This is a genomic window from Neorhizobium populisoli, from assembly GCF_019430945.1.
Classification (GTDB): domain Bacteria; phylum Pseudomonadota; class Alphaproteobacteria; order Rhizobiales; family Rhizobiaceae; genus Neorhizobium; species Neorhizobium populisoli.
The window spans coordinates 97,357-119,842 of sequence record NZ_JAHYCB010000014.1 but is presented as its reverse complement, the minus strand read 5'-3'; the positions used below and the strand labels follow the sequence as shown (position 1 = coordinate 119,842).

The window sequence follows — 22,486 nt, the reverse complement described above, 5'->3', positions numbered from 1 at the left end:
TGGTCCGGAAAAATGAAAAAGGCAAGGCAAATGCCTTGCCTCCAAATGCTCCAGCCAGCCACGCCAGTACATCCGTGGTCGCAGCGGCTATGTGAGCTTTTAAGCGGCCTGAAGCTGGCCGGCCGACATTTTGCCGGACTTGCGGTCGTGCTCAAGTTCGAAGCCGAGCTTCTGGCCTTCGACGATCGAGCCCATACCGGCGCGTTCAACGGCCGAGATGTGAACGAAGACATCGGCGCTGCCGTCGTCTGGTTGAATGAAGCCAAAGCCCTTGGTGGCGTTGAACCATTTTACTGTGCCGGTGGTCATGACAAACCCTTTCTTGGCATAGGTTGATTATCCGCCGGGCGGCGCACGGCGGGCTTTCGACTTTTGAAGGGAGAGTTGATCAAGAGGCGCCAAGCGCAGCCAAACAAATATCGGCAAACAAAGTATCGATAGCCAATGAAATACAAGGAACGCGAGGAAGGGTCAACTCATTGTTTTGCTATCGCTATGATTGCAACCTATTGGCGCAGGTGGCCGAAATGCATTTTTATTCACTACGCTAATTTCCCAAACTGAAAATAAGGTTCGCATTTCTGAAATCTGTAGCCATGTGCGCTTTCGCAGAACGGATTTGACGATGACCAGTCCGCAGAAAATCCTCTTTCGGAATTTTTGCAGCTGTTGGCCGCTCGTCGTTCACCGAGGCCTCGTTATTCATATTTCAAACAATACAATGTTGATTTCCGCTGAGAACTGACCCGGCTCAAGCTCCCATTGAGAATTACCCGATGTTTTAATCATCCTCTGTTGGTTCAGCAGGAGCGCTGGAGGATCGACATGACGTTACTGAGCGTAGTCCGACGCTCGTATTTCCGCGACCACGTATCGATCCGCCGAGATATGCCGCAGGATCGGCCTCTTCCGGCATCCGATCCGCAGGTTTCTGCATGCTGACGGTGTGGAGCCGAAATTCAATATTCAGGAGCGTCTAAGCAAGCTTGACCCGTTTGCGGATCGATTGGTAGCCTAGCTAAAAAGGTTATCGCCACCAGTTGCTCGCAAGAACCTGTTGCGTTCCAGCGGCTTATGGTTATGGTTGCCTCTGCATAAGCGACGCTCGAACGGGGATATCCGGTGGCAACAGGTACTGTTAAATTCTTCAACCAGGACAAAGGTTTTGGTTTCATCACTCCTGACAATGGCGGCGCAGACGTGTTCGTGCATGTCTCTGCTCTCGGTTACGGCGGCTCTCTGACCGACGGCCAGAAGGTTTCTTACGAACTCGGCCAGGATCGCAAGACCGGCAAGTCGAAGGCTGAGAACGTCACGCTCCTTTGAGCGGCAGTTCTTCTAGCCAGCGTTTTGACGCTCCTCGGTCCCTTATCCGAGATCACGATGAAACATGGCGCCAGAAGCCATGTTTCTTGGTGTGTCTGGTCCGAAGATGGGCGAGATAAGCGTCATGTGGCGGAATCTCTTGGGGCTCGCCGAGTTGGCGCTGAAGGGCAGCACATTCGGCAAGCTGGCGAGCGGCGTGCCTGTATCTGCTTGATCGCGCCTTATCCAGGGTGAAATTGATCATTGCCCGCAGCACAACCGTTGCTGCCAATGGGTGCCGAGCGGAAAGCGCCTCGGCGACACGCGACAATAGCTCATAGTCCTCACCGTCGAGTTCGCTGAACCGCTCCAGGATCAGGCGTGACGCGGCGGCAGGAGCCGGCCACGCGATGAAAAACCCGAGTGCGCGGTGGACATCGCGGAACCCGTATGCGACCCGGAACGCCCGATCCTCGGCCTCCACATCGTCAAAATCCCGCAGGTGACGGAGAAAAGCGCGAAGATGAACCTCCTGCAAGGTCTGTTCGAACCAAGTCCATCGATCAGCCTGGGCTTCGTCGATCCGGCCTAGAGCTTCAAGCACATCCAGTCGAACAAGCTGCCAATCCAGCATGACCTGCTCCGACGCCGGACCTCCGCCCGCCGCGTCGAGGGCCGCCAACGCATCTTCCGCGCGTCCCGCACGCAGCAGCCTTCGCGCAATGGCCGACGCGCCCGCGCGCGATGATCGAGCCTTGTCCTCGAGATGATCGATATACGCATCCACATCCCCCCGTGCGTCGGCGATTTTGCGGAGTGCTACTCTGGCTACTTCCCCGCGAATGCGGTCGGCGGCGCCGGTCTCGCGGGATGGGGGCTTAATTCGCCTCGTCGCAATTTCATCCCCTACGATTGCGGAACCATCGTCGACCTCATCCCGCCACATAACCAGCATGTCGTTCAGGCGGCGCAATCCATCGGCGCCGAGCACCGGGGCCATCGCATCGATCAGCGGGTCATATTGGCCAACCTCATTCGTCTGGATGGCCTTGAAGACGGTCTCGGCAAGGCGCGCGGGATCGATGGCCGCCATTCTGGCGATAGACGCCGCGTCTTCGTTTGCCTGATGGAAGATCTCGATCAGCGTGGCGCCTGTCTCGCTCGTCCGGCCCATGATCGAAGTCGCCGTTGCAAGCAATTGCCAGATCAACTCATAGGCTTCCCCCGGATCGTCAGCTGCCACGACGTCGACAATGGTCCTGCGCTGGGTTTCGAGGTCGGCCCTCACCGCTTTTACCCGCCGCCAGTTGATGAAGGTCGTGGAGCGGGCAACGCTCGCCAGACGCTTACGGACTTCGTGGGCAACTTCGCTGCTGCCTCGGCTTCCCGCGAGTTCCAGCCTCAGGCGCCGCTTTGCTGCAGCGCTGCCGGTGCTGATCTCGATCAGCAATTCAGCCAGCTTTTGGGCGCCAAGGCTTTCGAGGTTCTTTGCGTTCAGTGTCGTTTTGCCAGCCATGGCTTTCCTTAAGCAAAAAGAGACGTTCCCGCCAGTTTCCGTGTGCCGGAAGACAGCGAGGGCGCTCGACCCGTTTGCGGGGAGCGCCCTCTTCACCACGGACGACCGCACGCACGACAAGCGGGCGTCGGCTGCAAGATCATCGATACGGGGTGGTGATCCGTAAATGTGGATGGGCTCTGCGTGTTTCAAGAGCCGCTCAGCCGGCCTGCATCGACCACCCCGCGGTAACAGGTGTTCAGGATAATCGGGCGCCGGCTGATCGTTCTCGGGTCGTCGATGATGGCATCTTCTACTTAAAAGCAGCATTGTCCCAGCGCGTAGGCCGCGGCGCCGACGCTGGATGCGTGGGGGCCAAGTTCCGAGACCAGCAGGCATGGCTTCTGGCGCGATATCCCGTAGCGATTAATGTCCGTCAGGTTGACCCGCGCGATCAGCTTCTCCGCCAGACCAGTGGGGATCTGCCCGCCGAGAATAACCGCCTCCGGATCCAGGACCGCCCAGAAGGCAGCGACGATCCGGTTGAAATTCGGCGAAACTTCGTCGGCCCATTCGTCGAGGCCCGGCCATGCCGGGTCGTAGCGCTGGGCCATCTCAGAAACCGATGCGAGGTCTATGCCCTTATCGTTCAGCCTCTCCAGGAGATACTGCAGGGCCGGGCGATGGAGTCGCTCCTCCGGCGTGAAGATCGCCGATATTTCCCCGGCATTTCCGCGCCCTCCGGTGACCAGTTTTCGATCGATGACGACGGCACCGCCGAGGCCGTAGTTGAAGGATATGTAAGCGAACGTTTTCAGATCGTGTCCAAGACCCAGCATGGCTTCACCCAACGCGGACGTGTTGGCATTGTTCTCGATCCATACCGGTATTCGGAAACGCGCGGAAAGAAGCGGGCCCAGCTCGATGAGCGACCATTCATGGAGCGGCAGGGGCGGATTGTACTGCGTGCCACTCAGCCGGAAGCCAGTAATGCCAAATCCCATGCCGAGGCAACGATCTTCATGAAGGCCGTGATCGTTACGGAGGATCTGCATTTTTTCGGCGATCGTCGTCAGTGTCACCTCGCGCCTCCGCGCATCCAGAGGCAGCAATTCGCCGGCGATGCGGTTGCCGGAAAAATCCATCAGGCATAACCCGATTTCGTCGGTATTCAGGGAAATGCCCCAGACATACGCAAAATCCGGGTTGAGGTGCAGAGATGGGCTGGGTTTTCCGCGTCCTGATGGCGGCGGCGCCGGGCCTAGGCTGAGGAGCCCGCGCGCCGTGAGATCACCGGCAATGCGATGCACGGATTGCTGGGTCAGGTCCAGCTCGGTTGTCATCGTGGCGCGGGGAAGGCCCGGCTGACGGAGGATAAGACGCAGCATCCTGCGCTCGTTTTCAGACACGATCGACGACGCAGACGACCGGTTGAACCGGGCCGCGATAAGATGTTCGGGGCGGTAAACCATCTGCTTTGCGGCCAATCCGATATGTTATCTGGTATCCGATGAATATCACACCTTGGTGGTGATAAAAACGTTAATATAAGGCGCTATGCCGTTCGCAGCTCAGTGCTGCAGTCGGGGACGATCCCGCTAGGAGACGGTTCATGAAACACTTGCTCATCGCCTCGGCCTTCGCGGTCGCGGCTCTTTTGCCTTTGGGCGCCCATGCGCAAACCAGCGATAGCCGCCCCAATCTTGCGGTTGCCGTCGCAGATGTGCCGCCGACGCTGGAGCCGGCGCAGGAGCTGTCCAACCAGGGCGTGCGCATCACTTATTCGATGTTCGACACGCTGATCCGCCGCGATTTCCTGTCCTCGCCGAAGGGCGATGGCTCGAAGCTCGTTCCCTCGCTGGCGACGAGCTGGACACGCATCGATGACAAGACGTTGGAAGTGAAGCTGCGCCCGAACGTCAAGTTCCACAACGGCGAAGTCATGACGGCAGACGACGTCGTCTTCACCTTCTCGCCGGAGCGTCTGAGCGGCAAGAATGCCGTGATGAAGCAGGGGCCGGCCTATTTCGGCGTTCTCGAAAAGGTCGAGGCGATCGATCCGCTGACGGTTCGGTTCACCACCAAGACCGCCGACCCGATCCTCGAACAGCGCCTTGCCTCCTGGGCGTCGTGGATCATCAACAAAAAGGACTGGACGGCCAACGCCAACGGCAAGTTCCCGAAATTCCCGGTCGGCACCGGCCCGTTCAAGCTTGGCGAATACAAGCCGGATGAATCGGTCAAGCTGGTTGCCTTCGACGACTATTTCGGCGGCAAGCCGACCGCGCAGTCCGTCAACTTCCGCGTCGTGCCGGAACAGGCAACCCGTATCGCCGGCCTCGTCAGCGGCGAGTTCGACATCGCCACCAATATCGCGCCGGACCAGATCGCCCAGATCAACAGCTATCCGGATGTCGAGGCCCGCAGCGTCGTTCTCGCTAACGCTCACGTGCTCGTCTACAACACGGAAAATCCGACCATCAAGGACAAGCGCATCCGCCAGGCGATGAACCTCGCCATCGACCGGAACCTGCTGGTGCAGGCGCTTTGGAGCGGCCAGGCCGTCGTGCCGAAGAGCCACCAGTTCCCGGAATTCGGCGCTCTCTATGACGAAAAGCGCGCAGGCCTCGTCTACAATCCGGAAAAGGCCAAGCAGCTTCTGAAGGAAGCCGGCTACAAGGGCGAGGAAATCCGCTATTCGACCCGCGCCAATTATTACCTGAATGCCATGAATGCCGGTCAGGCGATCATGGAAATGTGGAAGGCTGTCGGCATCAACGGCAAGCTCGATATCGTCGAAAGCACCGACAACATTCCGAGTGACAAGCGCATGGTCCGCACCTGGTCGAACTCGATCCGTTATCCGGATCCGGCCGGCGGCCTCTGGAACCTTTGGGGTCCTTATGGCGGCGTGCAGCAGAACAAGGACTGGGTACCGGTCGAGTTCAACAAGCTCGGCGAAGAGCTGGACCGCACCTCGGATACGGCCAAGCGCCGCGACGTCTTCCAGAAGATGGTCGACATCTGGGAAGAAGAAGCTCCGGGCACGATCCTCTACCAGCCGCTGGAAACCTATGGCGTCCGCAAGGCCGTGAAGTGGCAGCCCTATAACTTCTACTACATGGACCTGCGTCCCTATAACCTTCAGATCGAGGCCAAGCGCTCGTGACGGTTATCGATACCGAAATCCTCTCCGCCGGTTCCGACCGGCGGGGAGACCTCGCCTCTGGCAAAGCGGAGACCGTGCTTTCGGTGGAAGGCCTGACGGTCGGCACCGGTCGCGCCGATCTGGTGATCGACGTGTCGCTCGAGGTCCGTGCCGGTGAAACGCTCTGTCTCGTGGGCGAAAGCGGCTGCGGCAAGAGCCTGACCTGTCTTGCCGCCATGGGTCTGACGTCAGAGCCGCTGATCGTCAGGCAAGGCCGGATTTCATTCCTGGGCCAAAACCTTTCATCGCTCAGCGAAAATCAGCTCGCCGATATCCGTGGCCGCGACATGGCGATGATTTTTCAGGACGCCACCGCCGCCCTTAATCCCGTGCGCCGCGTCGGCATGCAGATCGCCGAAGTGCTGGTGGTGCATCGCGGTCTATCCTGGCGGCAGGCGGAAAAGCAGGCCATCGAGCTGATTGCCTCGGTCGGTATTCCGGAGCCTGACCTGCGGGCAAAAGCCTTCCCTCACCAGCTTTCCGGTGGCATGTGCCAGCGGATCATGATCGCCATGGCGCTTGCCTGCCGGCCGAAACTGCTGATCGCCGACGAGGCGACGACGGCGCTTGACGTCACAACCCAGGCGCAGATCCTGCGGCTGATGCGCGAGTTGCAGGCGGAGACCGATGCCGCGATGATCTTCGTCACCCACGATCTCGGCGTGGTCGCGGAAATCGCCGACCGGGTTGCCGTCATGTATTCCGGACGGGTGGTGGAAACCGCCACTGTCGACGAGCTTTTCGAAAATCCGCTACATCCCTATACGCGCGGCCTGATGGCCTGCCGCCTGCACGCGACGACGACAAGCCACGGTCGCATCGCCGCGATCGAGGGTACGGTTCCGAGCCCGTCACGCCGGCCGGAGGGCTGCAGTTTCCGGCCGCGCTGTTCGTTCGCGAAGGACACCTGCCTGACTCTGCCCGCACTTGCCCCGGTCGTCGGCAATCATCGCGCTGCCTGTCATTTTGCGGGAGATTTCGCATGAGCGGCAAAGGCAGGCTGGTCCTTCAGGACATCGTCAAGATTTATCGCACCGGCGGCAACCTCTTCGGCGGCAAGACCGAAGTCCGCGCGGTCGGCGGCGTCAGCATCACGCTTGAACCCGGCGAGACGCTCGGCATCGTCGGTGAAAGCGGCAGTGGCAAGTCGACGCTTGGGCGTATCGCCGCCGGCATCGAGGCGCCGACCTCCGGTACGGTCTCGTTCGACGGGAACCCCTATGCCCGGATCGGTTCGGCCGCCTGGCGGCGCGAGCGGCGTGGTGTGCAGATGGTGTTCCAGAATCCTTCCAAGGCACTCGATCCGCGCATGACGATCGGCGGCCAGATCGACGAGGCCATGCAGGCGCATGGGCTTTTCGACGCTGTGGGTCGCAAGGCGCGGCGGGAAGAGATGCTGGCCCTGGTCGGCCTCCCCGGCATGGCCGACCGTTACTCCCACCAGCTCTCAGGCGGTCAGCAACAGCGCGCTGTCATCGCCCGCGCCTTGGTCCTCGATCCGAAGATCGTCGTCTGCGACGAGGCGGTCAGCGCGCTCGACGTTTCCGTCCAGGCTCAGATCATCAACCTGCTGAACGAGCTCAAGGCGAAATTTGGCATGGGCTATCTGTTCATCTCGCACGATCTCGGCGTCGTGCGGCATATCAGCGACCGCATTGCAGTGATGCAGAAGGGTGTGGTCGTCGAGACCGGCCCGGCCGCCGAAATCTTCGCCAATCCGCAACACGATTATACGCGCTCGCTGCTGGCAGCCGTTCCCGCGGCAACGCCCGCCGAACGTCGCGCCCGCGAGCGCCGGCTCGCATCGTAAAATTCAAGGAAAGCCCATGTCATTGCCTGCCATCGTCGCCCATCGCGGTTACTCCACCCTTTATCGGGAAAACTCGCCTGCTGCCTGGATCGGCGCCATGGAAGCCGGATCCGACTATATCGAGGTGGATGTTCGGATCACCCGCGACGGCAAGGTCGTCTGCAGCCACGACAAGGATCTGAAACGCCTTGCCGACCGCGATGATGCAATTGCGGACGTCACAAGCGACGAGCTTGCCGGCATCGAGGCCGATGGTTTCGCCGCCGCCCCACCGCTCGCGATGCTGTTCGACATCGTGCCGGCGGATCAACCCATTCTGTTCGACGTGAAGGATGAGAGGCCGGAATCGCTGGATATCCTGCTCGCCGCATTGGCGCTCGAGCCCGGCCGCGATCTCACCCTCGGCCTGCATGCATCAGGATCGGTCAGGCATATGCGCGACGGTGGCTGGAGCCGGCTGATCCTTGGACTGGTCAAGACCTTTGACGAGGAGGCTTTCTTCGAGGCGGGCGGCGACATCCTGCGCATCTGGGAATGGGATGCCGCACCCGGCCGTATCGCCTCGCATGTGGAGCGGGGCCGGCCGGTCTGGATCACGGCAGGCGAGGGCGCGACCGAGCGCCGCGTTGGTGATTTCGAGGCCGCGGAACTGATCCGGATGGCCCGCGAGGGGGCGACCGGTTTTCTGGTCAACGATCCCGTCACCGCGCGTCAGGTTCTGGCGGAAGCTTAGGGGACGTCGCGATGATGCGGCTGCAATTCATTCTGACGAAATTGCTGCGGGGTCTGCTGACGCTGCTGCTTGCGGTGACTTTCGTGTTCATCGTCCTGCGCGTTTCCGGCGATCCGGTCTCGATGATGCTGCCGGACGATACGCCGCCGGCGATCGTGGCCGAATACCGTGCCGCGTGGGGCCTCGATAAAACCGTGCCGGAGCAATATGTCCGCTTCATCTGGTCGGCCCTGCATGGCGATCTCGGTTACTCCTTCCGTGACGACCGGCCGGCTTTGACCGTTGTCCTGGAGCGCGTGCCGATGACGCTACTGCTCGGCGTCTGCGGTTTCATCATCACCGTCGTCATCGGCCTTTTCGCCGGTATCGCTGCGGCGCTGAAGCGCGGCACGAGCGTGGATCACGCCGCCATGGCGTTTTCGATCTTCGGGCACAGCATGCCGAATTTCTTCCTCGCCATCCTGATGATCCTGCTTTTCTCCATGACCTGGCGCCTGCTGCCGAGTTCCGGCGGGGCGACCTGGTGGCATCTCATCCTGCCGGCCGTGACCCTCGGCATCATCAATGCAGGCACAGTGGCCCGCTTCACGCGCTCCTCGATGCTGGAAGTGCTGCACCAGCCTTACATGCGCACGGCCCGCGCCAAGGGGCTGAGGTTGACGCGGCGGGTGATGTCGCATGCGATCCCCAATGCGGCGATCCCGGTCGTTACCGTCCTCGGCCTGCGTCTGGGAGGCCTGATCGCAGGGGCGGTCGTGGTTGAAACCGTCTTCGCCTGGCCTGGCATCGGTCTGATGCTGGTCAACGCCGTCGGCCAGCGCGACTTGCCGGTGGTGCAGACAATCGTCCTGCTTGTGGCGCTGACCATGGTCATCACCAATTTCATCGTCGATCTCACCTATGGCTGGCTCGACCCTCGCATCGAAAATCGTCCGAACAAGGAGGGGTAATGGCTATCGAACAGTCCGCACCCGCCGCCCGCTCCCGTTGGTTCCGTCTCAAATCCGCTGGCCGGCCGCGATTGCTCATAATGCTCTGTATAGCTTGGCTGATTCTGGTCCTGATGGTCGCGATAGGCGCCGATTATCTGGCGCCATTCGCCTATACGGAACAAAGCCTGCTCAACCGGCTGAAGCCGCCGGCTTTCCTCGGCGGCAATCCGAAATATCTGCTTGGCACGGATGGGCTTGGCCGCGACGTGCTCAGCCGACTGATCTATGCGACGCGCATGAGTGTGCTGATTGCCATCGTCGGCTCGATGATCGGCGCCACGGTCGGAACCCTGCTCGGCTTCCTCGCGGCGCATTTTCGCGGGATCGTCGAAGACATCATCATGGTCTTCGTCGATTTCCAGGCGAGCATGCCCTTCTTCATCATCGCACTCGCTGTGCTGGCCTTCTTCGGCAACAATTTTGAGCTCTTCCTTGTCGTCGTGGGGCTTTACGGCTGGGAAGTCTATGCGCGGCTGACACGCAGCCTCGTGCTGCAGGCAAACGGCCAGGGCTATGCGTTCGCGATCCGCACCCTTGGCGTACACCCGATCCGCATCTATGCCCGGCATATCCTGCCGAACATCATGTCGGTTTTGATCGTCCAGGTGACGCTGAATTTCCCGGAACTGATCCTGATCGAAACCTCGCTCTCCTTTCTTGGCCTCGGCATTCAGCCACCGCAGACAAGTCTGGGCCTGATGTTGGGCGAGGGGCGAAATTATCTGGCGACGGCGTGGTGGACGGGAATTCCGGCAGGCCTGGTCATTTTCCTGACGACGCTTTCGATAAGTCTTGTCGGTGACTGGCTACGCGACAAGCTCGATCCGACGCTGAAGATAGCCGAGGCTTAGCCAGTCAATGGCTGCAGCCTCCTAACCGACCTCGCGTCCCCAGAATTCGATCTGAGTCAGTGCGGGAAAGGGAGAGGGGTCGTCGGCCTTGATCAATTGTTCTAGGCGAACCCATTCGACCGTTCGCTCAGGAAACGAGAAGGTCTGGTTGGCGCCCGTCTTCCTGAGTTCGAACGACAGGTCCGGACCGTGCGAGAAGGCGAGCGTAGCGCGTTCCCACCAGGCATCGTGGGGGAAGTCAGCGCGTGTCCGGATAACGACTTCATTGATCACGACAAGTCGGCCGAACTGCAGGGTAAGGGCCGCCTCCGGATCGCGGTTGATGCCCCAGCTCGTATAGGGCCATATCCCGTGATCATCGTTGGCCATTTCGCCGTCGATGGCGTTGCGGGCAGCAAAGACTGCCTCGCCTCTGGTTTCGACATTGGCGAAACTGTGGGGAAAAAGGCTTTCGTTCGCGTGGTGGTCCCAAGGATTGAGTGCGAGATTTCGGCGAGAATGTATCTCGTCGGGACGAGCAGCGCGGACAAACAGCCGATGCCGTTGCGCCAGAAAGGACTGCGGAGGATAAGGATCCCGATCCCTGCCGAACGGCACGCGAAACTCAAATCTGTTCCCCGCGACATAGGCAAGCGACGCGCATAGGCCTTGATCCAGCGAGAACACGAGATGGCAGCCCGGCTGTTCGACAGCGAAACAAAGCCGGTCTCCCGGCTCGTAGGTGAGGTCATGTACGAGCACGACCTCGTCGATCCCTGATTTTTCGGCACGCACGCCATTTTGTGGGTCGAGAACCTGTAAAGTGAGTTTCATGCTTGCTGCCTTTGCGATCCTTGCCGACCTCGTAAACCACCTTCCGCCGTGCGTGCAACAATCTCATGGATGAAGGAAGCCCGCGTTCGGATTTCAGATCGATTGATAGGGAAAACATCAAGCGTGGCGGACCTTTGCAGATCCGCCACGTTGAATGTCACTTCGAGACTTCGGACGCGGCCTTCTCGATAACGTCCGCGACCTGCTGGGCTTGCGAAGCAAACACCGCGTGGCTGGCCTTGATCTCGGTGATCGCGCTGCCGGCACGTTTCGCCATATCGCGCTCCAGGTCCGGATTGATGGAGCGGTCTTCGGTCGCGACGATCGACCAGCTTTTCTTAGTTTTCCAGGCTGGATCGCCGATCTTCGCCGTGAAGGCTTCCTTCGAGGCGAAGACCTGAGATCTGGCGAGGAAGGCGGCCTCATCCTTCGGCAGGTCTGCTGCAAAATCGTTCGGGAAGGCGGCGGGGTCGATATAGAGATATTTGCCGTCTTTCGTCTCGCGGATGTTCATGCCGCCGGCCGGTTTGGAGCTTGCAAGGCCGATCAGGCTTTCGCCCTTGTCCGGCTGGAAGGCCGCGACATAGACGAGGCCCGCCACACTCGGGCTGTTGCCGGCTTCCGTGATCACCATGCCGCCATAGCTGTGGCCGACCAGCAGGGTTGGACCATCCTGCAGATCGAGGACGCGATTGGTTGCGGCGATATCATCCGCAAGCGAGGTGATCGGCTGCTGGACGATCGTGACGTTAAAGCCGCGTTTGCCGAGGATGTCGGTCACTTTGCGCCAGCCGGAACCGTCAGCGAGCGCACCATGCACGATGACAATATTTTTGACTTCGGCAGCCTGCGCCGCATAGGCGATGACGCTGGTGGCGAAGGCAAGGGCGAAAGTGGAAATGTAACGACGGTTCATAGGATTTGCTCCTTTGGGTTTGCTATGGATGAGGAAGGGAAAGAAGTTCAGCCGAAGGTGAAGGCGTAGGCTTCGACGCCCGGATCGAGGAAACGGATTTCGAAATTCCGCGCTTCGACATCGCCGGACTGGCGGACGAGCTGGTAGAGCTTGGTCGAGGTCACGGTGCCGTTGCCGTCGGCATCCGTATCCGCGCCGTGATCGGCGCCGGGCGCCTTGCCGTCGATGGTCACCTGAAAGCGGACGGGCTTGCCGGAACTGCCGCTGCCGAGGACGAGGTGCAGGTCGCGGGCGCTGAAGCGATAGGCGATACTGCCGTCCGGCTGGTCGAGCCTTGCCTGTTCGGCGCCGATGGTCCAGGTGCCCAAGAGACCCCATTCGTTCAGGTTCGGCGTTTCGACCGAATAGTCCCGCGCGGCATCGGCGCGCAGGGTTTCCCGCGAGGCGAAGTTGGTGGCGCGTTTGTAGCCAAGATAGGTTTCACCGGAGCGGATGTTCTTCAGGTCCGGGCTTGCCTCCGCACCCTTTGCATCGGGGGCGACCGGCGCGCTTGCCGCCATATCGCTGCCGGCTTCACGCAACAGATCCTGGATCGCCTGTTCCGTCTGGCGGTAATTGCCCTCGCCGAAGTGATGATAGCGGATCTGGCCCTTGGCATCGATCAGGTAATGGGCCGGCCAGTAGCTGTTCTCGAAAGCGCGCCAGATCTTGTAGTCGTTGTCGATCGCCACCGGATAACCGATCTTGAAGTCGCCGACAGCCTTTTTGACGTTATCGATCTTCTTCTCGAAGGCGAATTCCGGGGCGTGGACGCCGATCACGACAAGGCCCTGATCCTTGTATTTTTCCGCCCAGGCACGGACGAAGGGCACGGTGCGGATGCAGTTGATGCAGGAATAGGTCCAAAAATCGACGAGCACGACCTTGCCGCGAAGCTGTTCGCTGGAAAGCGGCGCGAGTTGAGCCATTCGACGGCACCGTTCAGCGAAGGGGCCGGGCCTTCGACAGGCAGGCTGGCCCGGAACGGCCGGGCGGCGTCAGCCGTCACAGCCATGCTGCTGCTTGCGACTTCGGAGGGAGCGCCGGTGTTTCGCTCGGCATGCAGCCGGTCGAGGACCGCCTGTTCGAAGGATGCGGCGCTGGCATAGGAGAGCCGGGCCAGCAGGCCTGTGTCGAGCCCGAGCGCGATCACCGCGACACCGGCCAGGACGGCCGCACCGACAATCTGGCGGATACGTTCGCTAAGGCCGAGCGACCGTTTCATGCCGGCGAAAATCTTGCCACCGACAAGCAGAGCGACGGCGAGAGATGTCGCGGCACCAGCGGCATAAGCTGCGAGCAGAAATGTCGTTTCAAGGTTTGCGCCCTGAAGTGCGGCACCCGTCAGGACGAGGCCGAGGATCGGGCCGGCGCAGGGAGCCCAGAGCAGGCCGGTTGCGATGCCCAATATTAGCGAACTTGCAGCCGTCGGCGCGGAACCGTGTTTGCCGGAAGCGTTCAAGAGGCGGTTGCCGAAATCGACGACGGGCTGGGTGATGATGCTCGCGATACGCGGCGAGATGAGGCTGACACCGAAGACGGCAAGCAGCGCGATCGCGGCAAGGCGGCCGTATTCATTGGCGTGGATCGCCCAGCTTCCGCCGACCGCGGCAAGTGTCGCGACGACAGCGAAGGTGGCAGCCATGCCGATCAGCATCGGCAGCGTGCTGCGAAAGAACGGCTGCCCGGCACGGGCGAAGACGAAGGGAAGGATGGGCAGGATGCAGGGGCTGAGAATGGTCAGCGCCCCTCCGAGATAGGCAATGATAAGAAGCGTCATCATCGTTTCCTCTGAAACCGGGGTTCGGGCTCTGGGCGGCGATGGCTCGACCAGCAACGATGCCAATCTGGTCGGCGCGACGTATCCCGGATGTGTCCGGGTTCGAGGAGAAGTGTATCGAAGTGTAGGAATTACCCGGAGCGCTACAGAGCGAAACAATTGGCTGAGGTGCGGGGGCAGGGCGGATTGGCGAATTGTATCGGAATGTATCCCGGCGGCCGGATGCTACATCCGTATTCAATAGCGACGCCTTGGGGACACATCGGGGATACATGCCGCCGGCTTTCTATGGATCGTGATCAATACGGATCGGAGAGAAAGCCATGAACAACCAGATCAACCTTCAGCGCCGCCGTTTCTTCGGTGTTGCCGCCATGACCGTCGCAGCCGTCGAATTCGGCGTGACGTCGCTCGCAAACGCCCAGACCGCCGCCGCGCCGTCTTCCGGAGCAATCAAGGCCGGAGCACATACTTCCTTGGGAGCCTTGAAGCAGGTAGAGGCCGGCGTATTGAATGTCGGGTATGCTGAAGCCGGTCCGGCGGATGGTCCGGCAGTCCTGCTGCTGCATGGCTGGCCTTACGATATTTACAGCTTCGTCGATGTGGCACCGATCCTGGCTTCCGCCGGCTATCGCGTCATCATTCCCTATCTGCGCGGTTACGGCACGACCCGTTTCCTGTCCAAGGATACGCCGCGCAACGGCCAGCAGTCGGCGCTCGCCGCCGATATGATCGCGCTGCTGGATGCACTCCATATCGAAAAGGCGATCGTCGCCGGTTATGATTGGGGTGCGCGCACCGCCGATATCATGGCCGCTCTCTGGCCGGAGCGCTGCAAGGCGCTGGTTTCCGTCAGCGGTTATCTGATCGGCAGCCAGGAGATAAACAAGAAGCCGCTGGCGCCCAAAGCAGAGCTTTCCTGGTGGTACCAGTTCTATTTCGCCACCGAGCGTGGGCGCCTCGGTTATGCCGCCAATACCCGCGATTTCGTCCGGTTGATCTGGGAGACCGCGTCTCCGACTTGGAAGTTCAGCGACGAGACCTTCAATCGCTCAGCGCCGGCCTTCGACAATCCGGACCATGTGGATATCACCATCCATAACTATCGCTGGCGGCTGGGGCTCGCCGAAGGCGAAGCGCAATACGATGCCTATGAAAAGCAGCTGGCCATGGGGCCGGTCATCACCATTCCGGCAATCACGCTGGAAGGCGATGCGAATGGTGCGCCGCATGCCGATCCTTCGGTCTATGCGGCCAAGTTTTCCGGCAGGTACGAACATCGCAACATCACCGGCGGCATCGGCCACAACCTGCCGCAGGAGGCGCCGGAGGCTTTTGCCAAGGCCGTTCTCGACGTTGCAAAGTTCTGACCGGTCGGCTGCCGGGAGGACATTTCTTTGCTTCGCGGCAGCCCGATCCAAGGCTAAAGATGAGCGGCGCTGCGGCGCCATACCGAAAGAGGATTCGAAAGTCCGAAGATGGAGCATATCGACCACATCCTGATCGTCGATGACGATCGCGAAATCCGCGAACTGGTGTCGAGCTATCTGAAAAAGAACGGTCTGCGCACGACTGTCGCGGCCGACGGCCGCCAGATGCGCAATTTCCTGGAGGGTAACGCGGTCGATCTGATCATCCTCGATGTGATGATGCCGGGCGATGACGGATTGGTTCTTTGCCGCGAGCTACGCGCCGGCAAGCACAAGGCGACGCCGATCCTGATGCTGACCGCGCGCGACGACGAGATGGACCGCATTATCGGGCTGGAAATGGGCGCCGACGATTATCTGCCGAAGCCGTTTGCGGCGCGTGAATTGCTCGCCCGCATCAAGGCGGTCTTGCGCCGGACGCGTATGTTGCCGCCCAACCTGCAGATCAGCGAAGCAGGCCAGCTCCTGACCTTCGGCGACTGGCGCCTCGATACGGTCGGTCGGCACCTCCTTGATGCGCAGGGGACGGAAATCGCGCTGAGCGGCGCGGAATACCGCCTGCTGCGCGTGTTCATCGACCACCCGCAGCGCGTACTCAATCGCGACCAGCTTCTGAACCTGACCCAGGGGCGGGATGCGGATCTGTTTGACCGTTCGATCGACCTTCTCGTCAGCCGGCTGCGCCAGCGTCTGGGCGACGATGCGCGTGAGCCGACCTATATCAAGACGGTGCGGGCGGAAGGTTATGTCTTCTCGGTTCCGGTCGAGATTTCGGAGCCGAGGCTATGACAGATGGCGGCACATCCCGGCGTGGCTGGTGGCCGAATACCCTGCGCTCCCGATTTTTCCTCATCCTGTTTGCCGGTCTGGCGATCGCCTACGGCCTGTCCTTCAGCATCCTTTTCCTCGAGCGCTACATGTCCGCGAAAGCCGTCATGCTCGGCACGCTGGAAAGCGATCTGGCGACATCGATTGCGATCGTTGATCGGCTGCCGGCCGGTGAGCGGCCCGAATGGCTGGATCGCCTGAGCCGCGGCAATTATCGCCTCGTGCTGGGTCCCGGGCTGCCCGGTGTGCCGGACATGTCCGGCCGCGGAGCCGAGATCGCGGAGCGGATCGAGGAGGCTGCAGGGCACAGGTTTCCGTTGCGGATCGAAGCCATCCCCGGTGATGGCAAACGACTGCAGGGACATCTGACGCTTTCCGACGGTGCGCCACTGACCATCGACGTCACCCCGACCGGCGTGATGCCGATTGCCGAATGGCTGCCGTATGTCTTTGCCGTGCAGATGGCGCTGCTGGTGCTCTGCACCTGGTTTGCCGTTCGTCAGGCGATCCGTCCGCTCGGCGAACTTGCTGCGGCGGCTGATGCCCTCGATCCGAACAAAAAAGGGCAATTGCCCATGAGCGAGGCGGGGCCAAGCGAGGTCGCATATGCGGCCCGCGCCTTCAACGCCATGCGCGATCGGATCGCTCATTATCTCGAAGAGCGAGTGCAGATATTGGCAGCGATTTCGCACGACCTCCAGACGCCGATCACCCGCATGCGGCTGCGCGCCGATATGGCGGATGATTCACCGGAGAAAGACAAGCTCGTCAGCGATCTGCGTGAGATCGAACGGCTGGTTCAGGATGGCATTGCCTATGCCCGCAGTTCGCACGGCAATGGCGAAAAAATCTCCCGGATCGATCTGTCCTCTTTCATCGACAGCATTGCCTACGATTATCAGGACACCGGAAAGGCGGTGAGCGTTATCGGCATCGTGCAAGGTACGGCTTCGACCAAGCCGCATGCGCTGCGACGCATCCTGACGAACTTCATCGACAACGCCATCAAGTTTGCCGGCGCCGCCGAGATCAGCGTCGAGCGGAAAGGCGATGGTGCGATCGCCATCACCGTGTTCGATCGCGGGCCGGGGATTCCAGAGCATATGCTGGAAGCCGCCATGCAGCCTTTTTTCCGACTTGAGCAATCCCGTAACCGCGAAACCGGCGGCACGGGGCTTGGCCTTGCCATCGCCCAGCAGCTCGCCGGCGCGATCGGCGGCTCCGTCCGTCTCTACAATCGCAAAGGCGGCGGGCTTGCGGCGGAAGTGATCATCCGCTGAAGAAAATCGGGCTCTTTGTATGAAAAGATGTCCAGTCCACCTGCCGCTACGCTTTGATACACTTCCGGCTTTTTGAGAAACATGCCGGATACCTCGTAGCTTCAAAACACTCCCTGTCAGCGGATGTCGCGATGTGCGACCGAACAAAGGAGTGTCCCATGACCAAGATCGAAAAGGTTCTTTATACCGGCAAGACCCGCACGACCGGCGGCCGCGAAGGTTTTGCGCGTAGCGACGACGGAGAGCTTGCCGTCAAGCTTTCGCCCCCCGGCACCGCTCAGCCGGGCACCAATCCCGAACAGCTTTTTGCGGCGGGCTGGTCCGCATGCTTCATCGGCGCCATGGGACTGGCCGCCGCCAAGCGCAAGCTGCGGCTTCCCGCCGATACGGCGGTCGATGCCGAGGTCGATCTGGGCACCACGGACGGCGCCTATTTCCTGCAGGCCCGTCTGAACGTCAGCCTGCCGGGCATCGATCCGGATCTCGCACGGGCGCTCGTCGAGGAAGCTCACCAGACTTGCCCCTATTCCAAGGCGACACGCGGTAACATCGATGTCGAACTCAATATCGTTTAAGCCTCCACGCCATGGGACGAAGCTGATCATATTCTTGTTGGCCGCGTCGGTTTTCGCGGCACCTTGTGTCTATGACGCGACGTCTTCCGAACCGTCATCACTGCAGGGGCTGGTTGAACTTGGCGCACGCCCTTTTTCCGGCGGCCGCGATGTTCATGAGGCGGGATTCGAATATGGGCTCAACGGTGGCCCCGCATCGGAATATCCATCCAGCAAACGTTGACGCTCGCCAACTCCAGGATGAGGCAAATAATGTATATGCCGGCCCCCCAAGGGCCGGCTTCTGCTTTATGACGGCGACCTGCATGAAATTCCGTTATGACGTCGTCTTCACCTACTTCCGCGACGGGTCCAGAAGCCTTGTCAGGACATGTCGTTTTCGCTTGCGCGGAGAGAGCTCGATATCGCTGACAAGCCGTGCCCCGCCGTCACGCCGCTCCAGAGTTATCTTGCGGCTATGGAAGGCTTCCAGTTCGGCGCGATGCCCAACACTCACGATAGTCACCTTCGGCAATTCACGGATGACCGTCTCCATGATGGCATCCTGACTTTTCTCATCAAGTGCCGATGTCGCTTCATCGAGTACGACGATATCAGGATCGTGGAGGAGGAGGCGAGCAAACGCCAGACGCTGCTTTTCACCGCCAGACAATGTGTGATCCCAAGGAGCTTCGTCTTCGATCTTCTCCTTCAGGTGCCCAAGACCAACCTTGTCGAGGGCGGTACCGATCTGCTCTTCGTCCCAGGCGTCGGCGCCATGCGGATAGGCGACGGCTCTGCGAAGTGTTCCGGAAGGGATATAGGGTCGCTGAGGCAGCATGAACAATCGGCTGTCGGCCCGGAAATTGACGCTCCCGTCTCCCCACGGCCAAAGGCCGGCAATCGCACGCACCAGCGTGCTTTTCCCCGAGCCCGATTCCCCCGCCACCAGCACCCGTTCCCCAGGTTCAATCTCGACCTGGGTCTCCTTCACAACAGCGGTTCCGTCGCCGAGCGATACCGAAAGCTCATTAAGGGTGAGCATAGCGCCGCCTTCAGCCTCACCGCGTTTGATGCGGCCAAACGTTTCGCTGTCTTCGGCGCGCTGAAGCCCGTCGATCGACATCATCAGTGACGCGACACGCCGGGCGCATGCATTCCAGTCCGCGAGGCGCGGGTAGTTGTCGACAAGCCAACCGAAGGCGCTTTGCACAATGGTAAAAGCGGATGCTGCCTGCATGACCTGGCCGAGCGACATGCTGCCATCCAAAAATTTGGGTGCGCACAGCAATACCGGCACGACAGGTGCGACCAGCATCGAGCCATGCGATACGAGCGTGGTGCGCATGTATTGATGGGCAAGCAGACGCCATTGCTGGCGAACATTGCGAAATGTCTTGTCGAGGTCGCTTCGTTCTTCTTCTTCGCCACCCAAAAGCGCAATGCTTTCGCCGTTTTCCCGCACGCGGGTCAGCGAATATCGAAACTCCGCTTCGACCTGGTTCTTGACCTCGGAGACCTTCACAAAATTGCGCCCGATGAACGCGATCGAGCTCGATGTGATGATGGCATAGACAACGGCTGCCGCAACGAGAAAGCCCGGAATGGTGATGGTAACTCCGCCGATTGGAAGGCTCAGGGCGCCACCGATCGTCCACAGCACGACGATGAACGTCGATGCTGACAGAAAGGCGGCAATCACGCCTGCCACGAAATCAACCGGCGACTCGGTGGCAATCCGCATGTCTTCCGACATGCGTGCCTCGGGATTTTGATGGTCGCCACCGATGAGGTTCAGTTGATAGTAACGCCCGTTGGCGAGCCAGCGCGCTATGAGCGCTTTCGTAAGCCATGAGCGCCATCGTCGCTGCATCATCATGCGAATGAAGACCTGCAGCGTTACCAGACCGACACTGCCAAGAACGAGGGGAGGAAACAGGGCGCCGAGGAAATATACGTTCGATGCGTTGCGCTGCTCGATGGCGTCGAAAATCTCGCGATTCCAGACATTGATTCCGTACTGGAAGCCGACATTCATCCCGATCAGGACGAGAAGACCGATCGAGCAAACCCAGGCGAGCCGGTCTCCATGATGTCCCCAGAAACCTCTTGCGCTCATCCAAAAGCGTTTGAGCAGATATGCCTTGCGTGCCTCCTCCGCTTCTTCCGGCGAAAGTTGCCCTTCCAACTCGGCGGGCGGAGCGGGGGCTGCATCCAGAACCTCCACTGCCTCTGACGAGAGCGGCTCGTCATCGTTGAAACTATCTGCGACTGTCGGTTTTGGACCGGGCTTTACGTGGGACATGTGCACCAGAATTATGGAGAGGTTCGGCGGCAAAACGTGGCGTCGATTGATTGGTTCCTCTTGCCTGCCAATCGCTCGAAAGCCCATGATTTGAATTGATAATTGTCAATTCGAATAAGCCTGTGTCGTAGGAGGAAAGATTTTTGGTGTGGCAGGGGTCACGGAGGAAACTTTCTCCGCCATACGGAATTTAGCTTCCGGAATGAGTCGCTCTGAGAAAAATATAACCCCGCGTCACGTTTGAGGTTCAGCACGAGGATCACAGCCCGCGATCTGGAAATTGCGGCTCGCCAGTTGCCGGAGCAATAGCGAGAGTGCCGGGTCCGAGGCCTTTTGCGAAGGCCGAGCATTGGGAGAGAAAAATGCGCGATCTTTTTGACGACAAAGGTCCGGAATGGATCTTGCTGGTGATCTGTGATGACCATGAGACATTGATGCAGCAGAGGGATGATCTCGCCCCTTACCAACAGCATTTTGCTGACCGCGATATCGTTGTTGTTACGGTCGAACCCGGCGACGCGAAGGTAGCGCATGGCGATCGCAACTGTGAACTGACGGCTTCCGAACTGATCAGAAAATACGACCTGACACCGGCGCAGGTTTCCTATGTCCTGATCGACAAGCAAGATTGCGTCAAATGGGCTGCGCCAACAGCTTGTGGCATCAAGGATGTTGTTTCTGCAGTCGATGAAATGCCGCGGCATGACGCGGAAAATGCAACGCGTGGCCCGGCACCTTCAGATCGTAAGCCCGTGGCGTCGTTCAGACACTGACAGGACAACCGCCTTAAACTAGCAGTGGAAACGAGGCCGATTGCTTCCTTTTGCTATCGCTTATCCAGCGCAAGGCGAAAGATCAGTTTTTCCGGTCCGGCAATTTCCCGGGCCACCTTCAAAGCGGTCGAGAAATCGATCTCCGTCCCAACCGAGCCTTCGAGCATAATGCATGATCCAAGGATCTCGACCGTGATATCGCGTCCAGAGCCATCCGGCAGGTGGTGCAGCTCCGCTTCGATTGCCGCCTTCTGAGCCGGAAGAGTTTCGCTCCCCAGACCGAAGCTAAACGCGTTGCTATCGTGTGCGCTATCTAAAAACATCCGTCAGATCCTCACAACAAGAATGTCAGATGAACAACACAATCGCTTACCTGATGTTCCTGAGATGATGAGCTTTTCCGGAGGATGACGAGGAGGCTTTCGCGTCTTTTGCTTGGTGAACCACTGCCTCGTCTCAGCTCGAAAGCCACGCCCCACTCCAGCCTGGCGCTAGATCGAAGCGTGGAATCGGCATGCTGATCTTTTCAGCGAATGCTGAAAGGGAAATATTTCGCATTGATGGCATCATATTCGCCACTGTCTTCGATTGTCTTGAGAGCGTGGTTGAACCGATCAGCCAGCTTGGTCTCAGACGGGCGAACTGCGATCCCGGCACCATCGCCGAAATACTCGGCATTTTTGAGGTCAGCTCCGACGAACTCGCAGCAACTGCCCGCTTTGGTGTTAGCAAGCCAATCGTAAACGGCCAGTTTATCTTCAAGGATGATGTCAACGCTTCCGTCGGCAAGACCCTTGTAGAGATCCGGTGACGCAGCAAATACCGTCGTTGAGACGTTGCTGTAAAACTTTTTGGCGTAGGCTTCCTGTGACGTTGCGGACGTGACGCCCAGCTTGAGCGCCTTCAGGTGTTCTGCCGCCGTGCCAGGGATTTTGGTCCCCTTCCGTACGATGAAAACGGACGGACTATCATAGTATCTCTGGGTGAACGCCACTTTCTCGCGCCGTTCCGCACTCATCGACATTGATGAGATGATCGCGTCGTAACGGTTTTCCAGGAGGTTGGGGATCATGCCCGTCCACTCCTGCATGACAAATTCGCATGACATTTCTTCCGCCGCGCAGAGAGCCTTGGCAATGTCGACGTCAAAACCCTGAAGCTGCTTTTTGGCATCGACATAGTTGAACGGGGGAAAAGCTCCTTCGACGGCGATTCTGATCTTGTCTGCATCGGCGGCAATACCTGCAACAGGCGCAGACAACAATGCCATCGGGAGTGCGCTTGCGAGCAAGCCCTTTCTTATCAACTTCGACAGCTGAGATGACTTCATTTCAAACCTCGATCTGATGTTGGAGGACAAGCCCCGTTTACTTT

20 protein-coding genes and 1 pseudogene are annotated in these 22,486 nt (G+C 59.8%); 12 read left to right on the top strand and 9 right to left on the bottom strand.

Translation table 11 applies throughout. The features are described 5' to 3' along the window. Positions 1-99: 99 nt before the first annotated feature. Positions 100-309 carry a cold-shock protein gene (locus KX729_RS28300; protein WP_025603209.1) on the bottom strand — a complete coding sequence of 70 codons (210 nt, stop codon included), beginning with the start codon at positions 307-309 and terminating at the stop codon, positions 100-102. A gap of 813 nt (positions 310-1,122) precedes the next feature. Between KX729_RS28300 and KX729_RS28295 the strand changes: the two genes are divergently transcribed. Next, positions 1,123-1,326 (top strand): cold-shock protein, encoded by a 204-nt coding sequence (locus KX729_RS28295; RefSeq protein WP_025603208.1) that lies wholly within the window; start codon positions 1,123-1,125, stop codon positions 1,324-1,326. 52 nt (positions 1,327-1,378) lie between these two features. Here the strand turns inward: KX729_RS28295 and KX729_RS28290 are convergent, their stop codons facing one another. Next, on the bottom strand, positions 1,379-2,821 hold the full coding sequence (locus tag KX729_RS28290) for a DUF6880 family protein (RefSeq protein ID WP_219745827.1): 1,443 nt from the start codon (positions 2,819-2,821) through the stop codon (positions 1,379-1,381). 296 nt (positions 2,822-3,117) lie between these two features. Next, on the bottom strand, positions 3,118-4,287 hold the full coding sequence (locus KX729_RS28285) for an ROK family transcriptional regulator (RefSeq protein ID WP_219745826.1): 1,170 nt from the start codon (positions 4,285-4,287) through the stop codon (positions 3,118-3,120). Positions 4,288-4,412: 125 nt separating this feature from the next. On the opposite strand from KX729_RS28285, the gene KX729_RS28280 reads away from it, so the two are divergent. Genes KX729_RS28280 through KX729_RS28255 form a run of 6 tightly spaced genes read left to right on the top strand, consistent with a single transcriptional unit; the run spans position 4,413 to position 10,394 of the window. After that, a complete protein-coding gene (locus KX729_RS28280; RefSeq protein ID WP_246617915.1) occupies positions 4,413-5,969 on the top strand; it encodes an ABC transporter substrate-binding protein in 1,557 nt (518 codons plus the stop codon). Then, positions 5,966-6,994, top strand: a complete 1,029-nt coding sequence (locus KX729_RS28275) for an ABC transporter ATP-binding protein (protein ID WP_219745825.1) — start codon at positions 5,966-5,968, stop codon at positions 6,992-6,994. Before KX729_RS28280 ends, KX729_RS28275 begins: the two co-directional genes overlap by 4 nt. Then, a complete protein-coding gene (locus KX729_RS28270) occupies positions 6,991-7,818 on the top strand; it encodes an ATP-binding cassette domain-containing protein (RefSeq protein ID WP_219745824.1) in 828 nt (275 codons plus the stop codon). Before KX729_RS28275 ends, KX729_RS28270 begins: the two co-directional genes overlap by 4 nt. A gap of 16 nt (positions 7,819-7,834) precedes the next feature. Continuing rightward, a complete protein-coding gene (locus KX729_RS28265) occupies positions 7,835-8,551 on the top strand; it encodes a glycerophosphodiester phosphodiesterase (protein WP_219745823.1) in 717 nt (238 codons plus the stop codon). A gap of 14 nt (positions 8,552-8,565) precedes the next feature. Further along, positions 8,566-9,501, top strand: a complete 936-nt coding sequence (locus KX729_RS28260) for an ABC transporter permease (RefSeq protein ID WP_219745841.1) — start codon at positions 8,566-8,568, stop codon at positions 9,499-9,501. Then, complete coding sequence (locus KX729_RS28255) at positions 9,501-10,394, top strand: ABC transporter permease (protein ID WP_219745822.1); 894 nt, start codon at positions 9,501-9,503, stop codon at positions 10,392-10,394. The genes KX729_RS28260 and KX729_RS28255 overlap by 1 nt, the downstream gene beginning before the upstream one ends. Before the next feature lie 21 nt (positions 10,395-10,415). Here KX729_RS28255 and KX729_RS28250 read toward each other — a convergent pair whose 3' ends face one another. The 3 genes and pseudogenes from KX729_RS28250 to KX729_RS28240 form a co-directional block, all read right to left on the bottom strand. Then, positions 10,416-11,207, bottom strand: coding sequence for a carbohydrate-binding protein (locus tag KX729_RS28250; RefSeq protein ID WP_219745821.1), 792 nt, complete (start codon positions 11,205-11,207; stop codon positions 10,416-10,418). 157 nt (positions 11,208-11,364) lie between these two features. Further along, positions 11,365-12,123, bottom strand: a complete 759-nt coding sequence (locus KX729_RS28245) for an alpha/beta hydrolase (protein WP_219745820.1) — start codon at positions 12,121-12,123, stop codon at positions 11,365-11,367. A gap of 47 nt (positions 12,124-12,170) precedes the next feature. After that, positions 12,171-13,942 (bottom strand): annotated as a pseudogene (locus KX729_RS28240) (cytochrome c biogenesis protein DipZ). A 323-nt stretch (positions 13,943-14,265) separates the two neighbouring features. On the opposite strand from KX729_RS28240, the gene KX729_RS28235 reads away from it, so the two are divergent. From KX729_RS28235 to KX729_RS28220, 4 genes are all read left to right on the top strand, one after another. Beyond that, positions 14,266-15,312, top strand: a complete 1,047-nt coding sequence (locus KX729_RS28235; protein ID WP_219745819.1) for an alpha/beta fold hydrolase — start codon at positions 14,266-14,268, stop codon at positions 15,310-15,312. Between the two features lie 108 nt (positions 15,313-15,420). After that, positions 15,421-16,161, top strand: coding sequence for a response regulator (locus KX729_RS28230; protein ID WP_219745818.1), 741 nt, complete (start codon positions 15,421-15,423; stop codon positions 16,159-16,161). Then, the gene (locus tag KX729_RS28225; protein ID WP_219745817.1) at positions 16,158-17,480 is read left to right on the top strand and encodes a sensor histidine kinase; all 1,323 of its coding nucleotides are present in this window, start codon (positions 16,158-16,160) and stop codon (positions 17,478-17,480) included. The genes KX729_RS28230 and KX729_RS28225 overlap by 4 nt, the downstream gene beginning before the upstream one ends. 158 nt (positions 17,481-17,638) lie before the next feature. After that, complete coding sequence (locus KX729_RS28220) at positions 17,639-18,055, top strand: organic hydroperoxide resistance protein (RefSeq protein WP_219745816.1); 417 nt, start codon at positions 17,639-17,641, stop codon at positions 18,053-18,055. Between the two features lie 334 nt (positions 18,056-18,389). Here KX729_RS28220 and KX729_RS28215 read toward each other — a convergent pair whose 3' ends face one another. Beyond that, positions 18,390-20,339: an ABC transporter ATP-binding protein/permease gene (locus tag KX729_RS28215; protein ID WP_219745840.1), complete on the bottom strand. Its 1,950-nt coding sequence runs from the start codon at positions 20,337-20,339 to the stop codon at positions 18,390-18,392. A 362-nt stretch (positions 20,340-20,701) separates the two neighbouring features. On the opposite strand from KX729_RS28215, the gene KX729_RS28210 reads away from it, so the two are divergent. Continuing rightward, on the top strand, positions 20,702-21,112 hold the full coding sequence (locus tag KX729_RS28210) for a DUF4174 domain-containing protein (protein ID WP_219745815.1): 411 nt from the start codon (positions 20,702-20,704) through the stop codon (positions 21,110-21,112). A 53-nt stretch (positions 21,113-21,165) separates the two neighbouring features. Here the strand turns inward: KX729_RS28210 and KX729_RS28205 are convergent, their stop codons facing one another. Together KX729_RS28205 and KX729_RS28200 are read right to left on the bottom strand one after the other, a co-directional pair. After that, a complete protein-coding gene (locus KX729_RS28205; RefSeq protein WP_219745814.1) occupies positions 21,166-21,435 on the bottom strand; it encodes a BON domain-containing protein in 270 nt (89 codons plus the stop codon). A gap of 203 nt (positions 21,436-21,638) precedes the next feature. Then, complete coding sequence (locus KX729_RS28200; RefSeq protein WP_219745813.1) at positions 21,639-22,442, bottom strand: ABC transporter substrate-binding protein; 804 nt, start codon at positions 22,440-22,442, stop codon at positions 21,639-21,641. Positions 22,443-22,486 lie beyond the last annotated feature (44 nt).

Excerpts from the sequence above, each read along its gene's own strand:
- KX729_RS28215 (WP_219745840.1), bottom strand. The coding sequence starts at position 20,339 with ATGTCCCACGTAAAGCCCGGTCCAAAACCGACAGTCGCAGATAGTTTC.
- KX729_RS28220 (WP_219745816.1), top strand. The coding sequence starts at position 17,639 with ATGACCAAGATCGAAAAGGTTCTTTATACCGGCAAGACCCGCACGACC.
- KX729_RS28225 (WP_219745817.1), top strand. The coding sequence starts at position 16,158 with ATGACAGATGGCGGCACATCCCGGCGTGGCTGGTGGCCGAATACCCTG.
- KX729_RS28245 (WP_219745820.1), bottom strand. The coding sequence starts at position 12,123 with ATGAACCGTCGTTACATTTCCACTTTCGCCCTTGCCTTCGCCACCAGC.
- KX729_RS28265 (WP_219745823.1), top strand. The coding sequence starts at position 7,835 with ATGTCATTGCCTGCCATCGTCGCCCATCGCGGTTACTCCACCCTTTAT.
- KX729_RS28290 (WP_219745827.1), bottom strand. The coding sequence starts at position 2,821 with ATGGCTGGCAAAACGACACTGAACGCAAAGAACCTCGAAAGCCTTGGC.
- KX729_RS28300 (WP_025603209.1), bottom strand. The coding sequence starts at position 309 with ATGACCACCGGCACAGTAAAATGGTTCAACGCCACCAAGGGCTTTGGC.
- KX729_RS28210 (WP_219745815.1), top strand. The coding sequence starts at position 20,702 with ATGCGCGATCTTTTTGACGACAAAGGTCCGGAATGGATCTTGCTGGTG.
- KX729_RS28230 (WP_219745818.1), top strand. The coding sequence starts at position 15,421 with ATGGAGCATATCGACCACATCCTGATCGTCGATGACGATCGCGAAATC.
- KX729_RS28205 (WP_219745814.1), bottom strand. The coding sequence starts at position 21,435 with ATGTTTTTAGATAGCGCACACGATAGCAACGCGTTTAGCTTCGGTCTG.
- KX729_RS28270 (WP_219745824.1), top strand. The coding sequence starts at position 6,991 with ATGAGCGGCAAAGGCAGGCTGGTCCTTCAGGACATCGTCAAGATTTAT.
- KX729_RS28235 (WP_219745819.1), top strand. The coding sequence starts at position 14,266 with ATGAACAACCAGATCAACCTTCAGCGCCGCCGTTTCTTCGGTGTTGCC.
- KX729_RS28200 (WP_219745813.1), bottom strand. The coding sequence starts at position 22,442 with ATGAAGTCATCTCAGCTGTCGAAGTTGATAAGAAAGGGCTTGCTCGCA.
- KX729_RS28280 (WP_246617915.1), top strand. The coding sequence starts at position 4,413 with ATGAAACACTTGCTCATCGCCTCGGCCTTCGCGGTCGCGGCTCTTTTG.
- KX729_RS28260 (WP_219745841.1), top strand. The coding sequence starts at position 8,566 with ATGCGGCTGCAATTCATTCTGACGAAATTGCTGCGGGGTCTGCTGACG.
- KX729_RS28255 (WP_219745822.1), top strand. The coding sequence starts at position 9,501 with ATGGCTATCGAACAGTCCGCACCCGCCGCCCGCTCCCGTTGGTTCCGT.
- KX729_RS28250 (WP_219745821.1), bottom strand. The coding sequence starts at position 11,207 with ATGAAACTCACTTTACAGGTTCTCGACCCACAAAATGGCGTGCGTGCC.